Annotated in this window: 8 protein-coding genes; 6 read left to right on the top strand and 2 right to left on the bottom strand. The window is 70.4% G+C overall.

Features of this window, described 5'->3' with window-relative positions:
- Window positions 1-62: 62 nt before the first annotated feature.
- The 5 genes from AB0G59_RS28500 to AB0G59_RS28520 all read left to right on the top strand — a co-directional run bounded on the left by AB0G59_RS28500 (window position 63) and on the right by AB0G59_RS28520 (window position 5,610).
- Window positions 63-827, top strand: coding sequence for a (Fe-S)-binding protein (locus tag AB0G59_RS28500; protein ID WP_360917457.1), 765 nt, complete (start codon window positions 63-65; stop codon window positions 825-827).
- Window positions 824-2,293 carry a lactate utilization protein B gene (locus AB0G59_RS28505; RefSeq protein ID WP_360917460.1) on the top strand — a complete coding sequence of 490 codons (1,470 nt, stop codon included), beginning with the start codon at window positions 824-826 and terminating at the stop codon, window positions 2,291-2,293. Before AB0G59_RS28500 ends, AB0G59_RS28505 begins: the two co-directional genes overlap by 4 nt.
- The gene (locus AB0G59_RS28510; RefSeq protein ID WP_360917463.1) at window positions 2,290-2,967 is read left to right on the top strand and encodes an LUD domain-containing protein; all 678 of its coding nucleotides are present in this window, start codon (window positions 2,290-2,292) and stop codon (window positions 2,965-2,967) included. Before AB0G59_RS28505 ends, AB0G59_RS28510 begins: the two co-directional genes overlap by 4 nt.
- Before the next feature lie 104 nt (window positions 2,968-3,071).
- A complete protein-coding gene (locus AB0G59_RS28515; RefSeq protein ID WP_360917466.1) occupies window positions 3,072-4,232 on the top strand; it encodes a CaiB/BaiF CoA-transferase family protein in 1,161 nt (386 codons plus the stop codon).
- 151 nt (window positions 4,233-4,383) lie between these two features.
- Complete coding sequence (locus AB0G59_RS28520) at window positions 4,384-5,610, top strand: SGNH/GDSL hydrolase family protein (RefSeq protein WP_360917469.1); 1,227 nt, start codon at window positions 4,384-4,386, stop codon at window positions 5,608-5,610.
- An 87-nt stretch (window positions 5,611-5,697) separates the two neighbouring features.
- On the opposite strand, the gene AB0G59_RS28525 is transcribed toward AB0G59_RS28520, so the two are convergent.
- Window positions 5,698-7,506, bottom strand: a complete 1,809-nt coding sequence (locus AB0G59_RS28525) for an ABC transporter ATP-binding protein (protein ID WP_360917472.1) — start codon at window positions 7,504-7,506, stop codon at window positions 5,698-5,700.
- Window positions 7,507-7,644: 138 nt separating this feature from the next.
- Here AB0G59_RS28525 and AB0G59_RS28530 point away from each other — a divergent pair, with 138 nt between their 5' ends.
- Window positions 7,645-8,088 carry a MarR family transcriptional regulator gene (locus AB0G59_RS28530; RefSeq protein ID WP_071962880.1) on the top strand — a complete coding sequence of 148 codons (444 nt, stop codon included), beginning with the start codon at window positions 7,645-7,647 and terminating at the stop codon, window positions 8,086-8,088.
- A gap of 41 nt (window positions 8,089-8,129) precedes the next feature.
- On the opposite strand, the gene AB0G59_RS28535 is transcribed toward AB0G59_RS28530, so the two are convergent.
- On the bottom strand, window positions 8,130-9,466 hold a 1,337-nt coding region (locus tag AB0G59_RS28535), incomplete at its 5' end, for a peptide-N4-asparagine amidase (RefSeq protein WP_360917475.1).

Here is a 9,466-nt window from a genome sequence, read left to right on the forward strand (position 1 = left end):
CCTTGCCGTGCGGCAGGATGAGGCGGCAGACGATCACCGGCCGCGAGGAGATGTCAGGTGTCATGCGCGTAGGGCTGTTCGTCACCTGCGTCAGCGACACGCTCTATCCGGGCACGGGCCGGGCGGTCGTCTCCCTGCTGGAACGGCTGGGCGTGGAGGTCGGCTTCCCGGCGGCGCAGAGCTGCTGCGGACAGCCCCTGTTCAACACGGGGTACCGGCACCGGACCGAGGCGCTGATGCTCCGCCATGCCGCCGCCTTCCGGGGCTACGACCACATCGTCACCCCGTCCGCCTCCTGCGCCGCCATGGTGCGCGACGCCTACCCGAGGATCGCGACCCGTGCCGCCGCGGAGAGCCGTCCGCGGCGGGAGGCCGAGGAGCTGGCCGAGGCGGCCGCGAGCGTCGTCCCCCGTACGTACGAGCTCACCGAGTTCCTGGTGGACGTCCTGGGGGTGAGCGACGTCGGCGCCTGCTTCCCGCACACCGTGACCTACCACCCCACCTGTCATGGGCTGCGGATGCTCGGGCTGGGCGACCGCCCACGACGACTGCTGGAACATGTCAAAGGGCTCGAACTGCGGGAGCTGCCGGGCGCGGAGGAGTGCTGTGGCTTCGGAGGGACCTTCGCCGTCAAGAACCCGGCCGTCTCCGCGGCGATGGGCGCGGACAAGACCCGTGCCATCGAGGAGTCCGGCGCGCGTGCGGTCTGCGCGGTCGACAACTCCTGTCTGATGCACATCGGCGGCACCCTCACCCGGGAGGGCTCCTCCGTGCGCCCGATCCACATCGCGGAGATCCTGGCCAGCACGGAGGGGAACGTCCTGTGAGCCGTACGTACGTGGGAATGCCCGCCTTCCCCCGGGCCGCCGCCGTCTCGTCCCGCGACGGCACCCTGCGGGCCAACCTTCGCCACGCCACGCACACCATCCGCGCCAAGCGGGCACGCGCCGTCGCCGAGCTGAGCGACTGGGATCAACTGCGCGCCGCCGGTGCCGCCGTCAAGGACCGCACCCTGCGCCATCTCGACCGCTACCTCCTGCAGTTGGAGGAGAACGTCACCCGCGCCGGGGGCACCGTCCACTGGGCGGCCGACGCGGCCGAGGCGAACCGCATCGTCACCGAACTCGTCCGGGCCACGGGCGAGCGCGAAGTCGTCAAGGTCAAGTCCATGGCCACCCAGGAGACCGGCCTCAACGCCGCGCTCGAGGAGGCGGGCATCCGGGCCTACGAGACCGACCTCGCCGAACTCATCGTCCAGCTCGGCGACGACCTGCCCTCCCACATCCTGGTCCCCGCCATCCACCGTGGCCGCACCGAGATCCGCGACATCTTCCGCGACCGGATGGCCGACTGGGGCCGCCCCGCACCGCCCGGGCTCACCGACCGCCCCGCCGACCTCGCGGAGGCAGCGCGGCTGCACCTCCGCGAGAAGTTCCTGCGGGGCAAAGTGGGTGTATCCGGGGCGAATTTCATGGTTGCCGAGACCGGCACACTCGTCGTCGTGGAGTCCGAGGGCAACGGCCGGATGTGCCTCACCCTGCCGGACACTTTGATCTCCGTCGTCGGCATCGAGAAGACCGTGCCGACCTGGCGGGACCTGGAAATCTACCTTCAACTGCTTCCCCGTTCCTCGACTGCCGAACGCATGAACCCCTACACGTCGATGTGGACCGGAACCGCCGACGAGGACGGCCCGCGCGCCTTCCACCTGGTGCTGCTGGACAACGGCCGCACCGACACCCTGGCCGACGAGGTCGGCCGCCAGGCGTTGCGCTGCATCCGCTGCTCGGCCTGCCTCAACGTCTGTCCCGTCTACGAGCGGGCCGGCGGTCACGCCTACGGCTCGCCCTATCCGGGCCCGATCGGCGCGATCCTCACGCCACAGTTGCGTGGCCTCGCCTCCCCTCTTGAGGAATCCCTGCCGTTCGCCTCCTCCCTGTGCGGTGCCTGCTACGAGGTCTGTCCTGTCGCCATCGACATCCCCGAGGTACTGGTCCACCTGCGCGAGCGGGTCGTGGAGGGCGGCGAGGTGACCGTCCACGGCACGCGCACGGTCATCAGGCCCGCGAAGGGCCACACCTTCGAGCGCGCCCTGATGCGGACCGCGGGCTGGGTCCTCGACCACCCCGCGGCGCTGCGTCGCGGCCAGCGCCTCGCGGCCCGGGCCCGGCGCCTGCGGCCCCGGCGACTGCCGGGCCCGGGCCGGGCCTGGTCGGACACCCGTGAACTGCCGGAGGTGCCCCCCGAGTCGTTCCGGGACTGGTGGTCCCGGACCAGAGGCGGTGACGTATGACCGCCGCCCCGAGCCCCGGTGGCCGCGCCCCGAATCCCTCCAGGGAGCGGATCCTGGGCCGGATCCGGCGCGCCCTCTCCGACGTGCCGCCCCACGAACGCCCGCGTGACCATCCCGTGCCGCGTGACTACCGGCACACGCACGGGCAGCGGACCGCCGCCGAGTCCGTCGACCTGCTCGCCGACAACCTCGCCGACTACCGCGCCACCGTGCACCGGAGTGACGCGGACGGGCTGCCGGCCCTGCTGGCCGAACTGCTCGCACAGCGCGGTGCCCGCCGCGTGGTCGTCCCGACGGGGCTGCCGAGCGGTTGGCTCGCGCAGGCCCCGGTGGAGCTGGTGCGGGACTCCGCCTCACTCACGCCCCACGACCTGGACGCCCTGGACAGCGTGGTCACCGGCTGCGCGCTCGCCATCGCCGAGACCGGCACGCTGGTGCTCGACGCGGGCCCGGACCAGGGACGCCGGCGTATCACGCTCGTACCCGACCACCATCTGTGCGTGGTGCGCGTCGCGGACCAGGTGGTGGACTCGGTACCGCAGGCCCTGGGAAGACTGGACCCGACCCGGCCCCTGACCTGGATCTCCGGCCCCTCCGCGACCAGCGACATCGAGTTGGACCGGGTCGAGGGCGTACACGGGCCGCGTGCGCTCGACGTCGTCCTGCTCATGTGACCCCCCGTGGTTTCCATGAACGCCAGGCTACGAGCGGGGCGTTCGCCGTGCGGCGCTCTATCCACAGGCCCGGTCATATGATCCTCACGCTGGGAGGAAATGAGTTGAATTCACCGCTGAGCGGCGTCACGGTCGTCGCTCTCGAACAGGCCGTCGCCGCTCCCTTCGCCACCCGACAGCTCGCGGATCTCGGCGCGCGGGTGATCAAGGTCGAGCGCCCCGGGCGCGGGGACTTCGCCCGGGACTACGACGGCCGCGTCAAGGGGCTCTCCGCCTATTTCGTCTGGGTCAACCGAGGCAAGGAGAGCGTGGCCCTCGACCTCAAGGACGGCTCCGACCGCGCGTTGCTGGACCGGCTCCTCGCCCGCGCCGACGTGTTCATCCAGAACCTCGGCCCCGGCGCGGCCGCCCGGCTCGGCCTCGGTGCCGATGTCCTTCGCGCCCGCCACCCGCAGCTGATCACCTGTGATGTCTCCGGCTACGGGGCGGAGGGCCCGTACCGGGACAAGAAGGCCTACGACCTGCTGGTGCAGTGCGAGGCCGGACTGGTCTCGATCACCGGCAGCGCCGGCTCCCCGGCCCGGCCGGGCATCTCCATCGCCGACATCGCCGGCGGGATGTACGCCTACACCGGCATTCTCACCGCCCTCTACGAGCGCGAACGCACCGGCGAGGGGTCGGCGCTGTCCGTCTCGCTCTTCGACGCCCTCGCGGAGTGGATGGGGCACCCGTATTTCGCCCAGGCCTACGGCGGAGCTCCCATCGCCCCCAGCGGCGCCCGCCATCCGTCCATCTCCCCCTACGGCCACTACCGGTGCGGTGACGGCGCACGGGTGTTCCTCAGCGTGCAGAACGACCGCGAATGGACGGCCCTGTGTGAACAGGTGCTCAGGCTGCCCGCGTTGGTGCGTGACCCTCGCTTCGCCGACAACCCCCTGCGTCACACGCATGACGCTGAACTGACGGACGTCATAGAGAAGTGCTTCGCCGGCCATACGGCGGACGGGGCCCTCGCCCTGCTCGAAGGGGCGGGCATCGCCCACGCCCGCCTGCGGACGGTGGCGGAGTTCGCCGATCATCCTCAATTGACGGCGCGTGACCGCTGGCGTGAGTTCGACTCGCCGGCCGGTCCGCTGCGTGGCCTGCTGCCGCCCGTGGAGGTGGTCGGGAGGGAGGCCGCCATGGGCCCGGTGCCCGCGCTCGGCGCGCACACGGCGGCGATACGCGCCGAGTTCCCGCCGTCGCGTGCATCCGGCGACGACTAGGAACCATCGCCATTGCCGCAGATGCGCGTGAGGGTGACCCTGCCAGTGGTACGCAGGGGCTGCGTACGCAGCAGGCAGGGCTGGGTGGGCCGATCCGTAGGCAGCAAGCTCTTTCCCGACAGCGAAACACACGCAGGGGAAGGCTCGATCAATGACTGTTCACGGGCAGGGTTCACCGGATGTCGCACTCGCCGGTGAGGTGGACCTGGCGGACGGCGGGCCGCGGTGGTCGGCGGGCTGGTCGGCGCCGGTGCAGCGGCCGAGCAGCGGCTTCGAGGAGAACTGGTCCGAGGCCGGGTTCGACCAGCAGTCCGTGCGCCAGGTCGTCAGGGTCACGCGCAGCGGCACGCAGGTCCGCATCCGCCTGTCGAACCGGTTCGGCACCGCGCCGCTCACGGTGAACGCCGCAACTGTGGCACTCGCGGGCGAAGGCCCCGCGCTCCAGCCGGGCACTGTGCGGGAGTTGACGTTCGCCGGCGCACCGTCGGTGGTGATACCGGCGGGAGCCGAGATCGCCGGCGACGCGGTGGACCTTGCAGTCGAGCGGTTGGCCTCGGTGACCGTGACCCTGTATTTCGCCCACCCGACGGGGCCTTCGACCTTCCACGCACAGGCGTACACCGACAGCTACCGCGCCTCCGGCGACCGCACGGTAGACGTGGACGGCACGAGCTTCCAGGAGCGGACCCACTCCTGGTACTACCTCTCCGACGTCGAACTGGCAGGCGGCGAGGAAGCCCCTCACGGCACGGTGGTGGCTCTCGGTGACTCCATCACCGACGGCTTCGGCTCCACTGTGGGAGCGAACCGCCGTTACCCGGACGCGCTCGCCGAGCGGCTCGCGGCCGAAGGCAGCCCCTGGGCCGTGGTCAACGCGGGCATCGGCGGGAACCTCGTGCTCAACGACTCGCTCTGGTACGGCGAGCGGGCGGTTGCACGGTTCGAACGCGACGTACTCGACAGGCCCGGCGTCCGCTCGGTCATCGTGTTCGCGGGCCTCAATGACATCGGGTTCAGCGAGGTCGACCTGCCGACGTACAAGCCCGCCCCGGACGTGTCCGTAGCCGATCTGACCGCCGGATACCGCGACATGATCAAGCGTGCGCAGGAGCGCGGCATCAAGGTCGTCGGCGCCACGATCCTGCCGTTCAAGGGCGCGGAGTATCACACGCCGCGTGCGGAGGCGAAGCGCGTCGCGCTCAACGATTGGATCCGCTCCTCCGGCGAGTACGACGCGGTAGCCGACTTCGCCACCGCTCTGGCCGACGCCGAGGACCCGGAGCTGCTCGACACCGCCTACGACAGCGGCGACCACAAGCACCCCAACGACGCCGGTTACCGCGTCATGGCCGAGGCCGTCGACCTCGGCACTCTGTGAGCGGGCACCGGAGTGGGCCGAGCGGGTACAGCCGCTCGGCCCGCGGTGGACGGCGCCTTCTTCAAGGCCCCTTCAGACCTTTCGGTGTCAGACCTTTTCGGAGACCTTGGCCGTGAGGTGCGTATCGCGCCGCACCAGCGAGGCATAGCGCCCGTCGTCCGCGAGGAGCTCCTGATGCGTACCGCGCTCGGCGACACGGCCGCCGTCGAGGACGATGATCTGGTCGGCGTGGCGGACCGTGGAGAGCCGGTGCGCGATGGTGATCGTCGTCCGGCCCGCGGACAGCGCGTCGATGGCCTGCTGAACGGCGTGCTCGGTATGGGTGTCCAGAGCACTGGTCGCCTCGTCCAGGATGAGGACGGGTGGATCCCGCAGGATGGTGCGCGCGATGGCCAGGCGCTGTTTCTCGCCACCTGAGAAGCGATAGCCGCGCTCGCCGACGAGGGTGTCGTAGCCCTCGGGGAGCGAGGCTATGTAGTCGTGGATCTGGGCCGCTTCGGCCGCCGCCCGGATCTCTTCGTCCGTGGCATCGGGCTTGGCGAAGCGGAGGTTGTCGGCGACGGAGGCGTGGAAGAGGTATGTCTCCTGGGAGACGACGCCCACGGCGCGCGCGAGGGTGTCGAAGTCCAGGTCGCGGACGTCCACGCCGTCGAGCAGGACCCGCCCGTCCGTGACGTCGTACAGCCGGGGCACGAGGTAGCTCAGGGTGCTCTTGCCGGAGCCGGTGGGGCCGACCACGGCCAGGCTGCCACCGGCCGGGATGGTGACGTCGATGCCGTTGAGCGCCACGCTGGTGGGGTCGTAGGAGAAGGAGACGTTCTCGAAGCGGACTTCGCCCCTGATCTTCTCGAGCCGTACCGGTTCCGCGGGCTCGGTGATCTCCACCGGCAGATCGAGGTACTCGAAGATGCGCTGGAAGAGCGCGACGGAGGTCTGCATCTGCACGCCGGTGGAGAGCAGGCTGACCGTCGGGCGGAACAGCCCCTGCTGGAGCGAGACGAAGGCCACCAGCGTGCCCAGGGAGATGTCCGGACCGCCCGTCTGCAGGGCGAGGCCGGCGGCCCAGTAGATGAACGCCGGCATGGCGGCCATGACGATGCCGATGGTGGACATCCGCCACCGTCCGGCCATGCTCGCCCGCACTTCGAGGTCGACGAGACGGTCGGACTCCCCGGCGAACGCCTTCGTCAACGAGTCCGACCGGCCCATGGTGCGGCCGAGCAGGATTCCGCTGACCGAGAGCGACTCGGTGACCATGGCGGCCATGGACGCCATCTGCTTCTGGCGCTTGACCGTGATCCTTTTGCGCTCGTCGCCCACGCGACGGCTGACCCAGACGAACACCGGCAGCAGGAGGAGCGTGACGACGGTCAGCCGCCAGTCCAGGGCCACCATGGCGATGACCGTGGCGATGACGCTGGTGAGGTTGGAGACCAGCGACGTGGCGGTGGAGGTCACGGTGGCCTGCATCCCGCCGATGTCATTGGCGATGCGTGACTGCACCTCGCCCGTGCGGGTGCGGGTGAAGAAGGCGAGCGGCATGCTCTGGAGGCGGCCGTAGACCGCGGTGCGCAGGTCGTGCATCACCCGCTGGCCGACGGTGGTGGAGATCAGGGTCTGCAGCACGCCGAAGACGCTGTTGACGACCGCGGCGGCGATCATGCCCAGGGCCAGCAGGGAGAGCAGGCCGGTACGGCCGCGCGGGATGGCGACGTCGAGGACCTCACGCAGCATGAACGGTGAGGCGACCGTGACGAGGGAGGAGGCCGCGACGAGCAGCCCCACGAGGGCCAGCCTGCCGCGGTAGGGGCGGAAGAGACGGAGGATGCGCCGCACCTGTGCGGGCTGCTCCGGGTCCCGGGGAGGTGGTGTCCAGTCCAGTTCGTCGTGAGGCATGGGCTCCTTCAGCGAAGTCCGGTTCCGAATGCGGAGAGTGCGACAAGCGCAAGAAACGCTGAGAACACTGACGCTGAACAGAGCATAGCTCACTGTTACCTATACTCACAATGGAAGAGGTCCTGATAGAATGCGATCATGACGGCCCCCGACACGTCCGGTCAGCTCGCCGAGCAGTTGCTGAGGCTGACCCGAAGGCTCCATCGCGCACAGAAGCGCTATCTGGACCCGGTCGGCATCACGCCCGCCCAGTCGCGGCTGCTGCGTACCGTCGCGTACTACGAGACCCCGCCGCGGATGGCGGACCTGGCCCGGCACCTCGAGGTCGTGCCACGGGCGGTCACCACCCTGGTCGACGCTCTGGAGACCAACGGCGCGGTGCGCCGGGTGCCGGACCAGTCCAACCGCCGGGTGATCCGCATAGAGCTCACCGATCAGGGCCGCACGACGCTCAAGGCCCTGCGTGACGCCCGGCGGGCCGCCGTGGAGGACATCCTCGCCCCCCTCCGCCCCGAACAGCGCGAGGTGCTCGGCGGCCTGCTCGACGAACTGCTGGCGGGCCCGGACCGCGGCACGCCCTGAGGACGGCGCACGGCGATCGCGGACCCGCCGCGTGCGAGGGTTTAGCAGCGCCGGCTGTCCTCCGTCAGCTCGCCCTGGGCCGTGGCCAGGGTCCGGTCGTAACAGGCGCCCGGACCGTACAGCCGGTAGCGCTCGCTGGAGACACCCGTCGCATGACGCTGATCGCGCGGCACGTTCTGGTTGTACGCGGCGTCGCCCCGGTACGTGTCGTCCAGGCGTGACCAGCCGACGCGCTCACCGGCACGCAGCGTGACGCTGTCCGCGCGGTCCCCCATGGTCATGACCGTGCGCAGCCGGTCGCCCGCGCCGACCGACGTCTCACCGTCCATGGTGTACACCCGGTGGGCACTGGTCGTGACCGCCGGTCCGCGGCCGTCCACCGTGACCGTTTCGTCGTCGGTCCAACGGGCCTTGAGCGCGTCGGTCGACTCGCCGTCGGTCCATCGGTGCGTGGACGTCCCGGCCACCGTTCGGGTGACGGTCGTGGCGACCCGCCCGTGCGAGGTGTCGAGGTATCCGCCGACGGTCAGGGAGTGCCCGCCCTCGGACTTCAGCCGGTGCTCGGCGCCGGGCTCGTACGCGGTGGTGTTGGCCGGTTCGCCCTGCCGGTGGGTGGTGAGCGCACCGGTGACCCGGTCCGACTTGCCGTCCTGCCACACCAGGATGTTGGTGGGCGTGCTCCAGCCGCTCTGCCCCTGAGGAACGCCGGCGACCGAGATCGTGATCTTGTGGGGCTTGCCGTCGTTCAACTGCCCGGCGAAAGGCGTGAGGTCGTACTCCACGGGCCGGACGTCGAACGCGCGCGGGCCCGGAATCACGTACCACAGGAAGGGGTTCGACCAGCCGCCGGTCCAGACCGTCGGAAAGGGCGCGGCGATGCCGGCGAGCCGGCCGTCGACCGAGACGCGCACCTCACGGTAGGGGCCGCCCTTGGCCTTGCAGGAGTACGGCGCCGCGTCCGGGACGGTGAGGTACCAGAACTCCTCGCATCCTCCGCCCGAACCGGTGGCGTAGACCTCGGCGACGATCCGTTCGCTGTTGCGCGGCGTGGTCAGCTGCCCCTCGTAGACCACCCCGTCGTGGTGTGCGCCGTCCAGGGTGAGGACCTTGTCGGGGGTCTGGGCGGGCTCGGCCCGGCCCTCGGCCTTGTAGAAGGTCAGCGTCGCCTTGACCTTGATGACACCGGTGTACGTCTCGTTCACGGTATTGCCGATGAGCATCTCGACAGGCTGTGCGGTGCGCAGAGTGGGGGCGTACCGGGTGACGTCCTTCTCCACGCTCCAGGTGTGCTGCTCGACGGTGGCTTCGCCCTTGCCGAAGGCGCGCATGACCTCCAGGGCGAGGTCGATGTGGCCGCGCTCGTGCACGACCAGCTCGA

Origin of the sequence: Streptomyces sp. NPDC021096 (assembly GCF_040641275.1) — a bacterium.
Taxonomy (GTDB): Bacteria; Actinomycetota; Actinomycetes; order Streptomycetales; family Streptomycetaceae; genus Streptomyces.

What these genes read in the sequence shown, in the direction of transcription:
- AB0G59_RS28500 (WP_360917457.1), top strand. Translation starts at nt 63, where the DNA reads ATGCGCGTAGGGCTGTTCGTCACCTGCGTCAGCGACACGCTCTATCCG.
- AB0G59_RS28525 (WP_360917472.1), bottom strand. Translation starts at nt 7,506, where the DNA reads ATGCCTCACGACGAACTGGACTGGACACCACCTCCCCGGGACCCGGAG.
- AB0G59_RS28510 (WP_360917463.1), top strand. Translation starts at nt 2,290, where the DNA reads ATGACCGCCGCCCCGAGCCCCGGTGGCCGCGCCCCGAATCCCTCCAGG.
- AB0G59_RS28520 (WP_360917469.1), top strand. Translation starts at nt 4,384, where the DNA reads ATGACTGTTCACGGGCAGGGTTCACCGGATGTCGCACTCGCCGGTGAG.
- AB0G59_RS28530 (WP_071962880.1), top strand. Translation starts at nt 7,645, where the DNA reads ATGACGGCCCCCGACACGTCCGGTCAGCTCGCCGAGCAGTTGCTGAGG.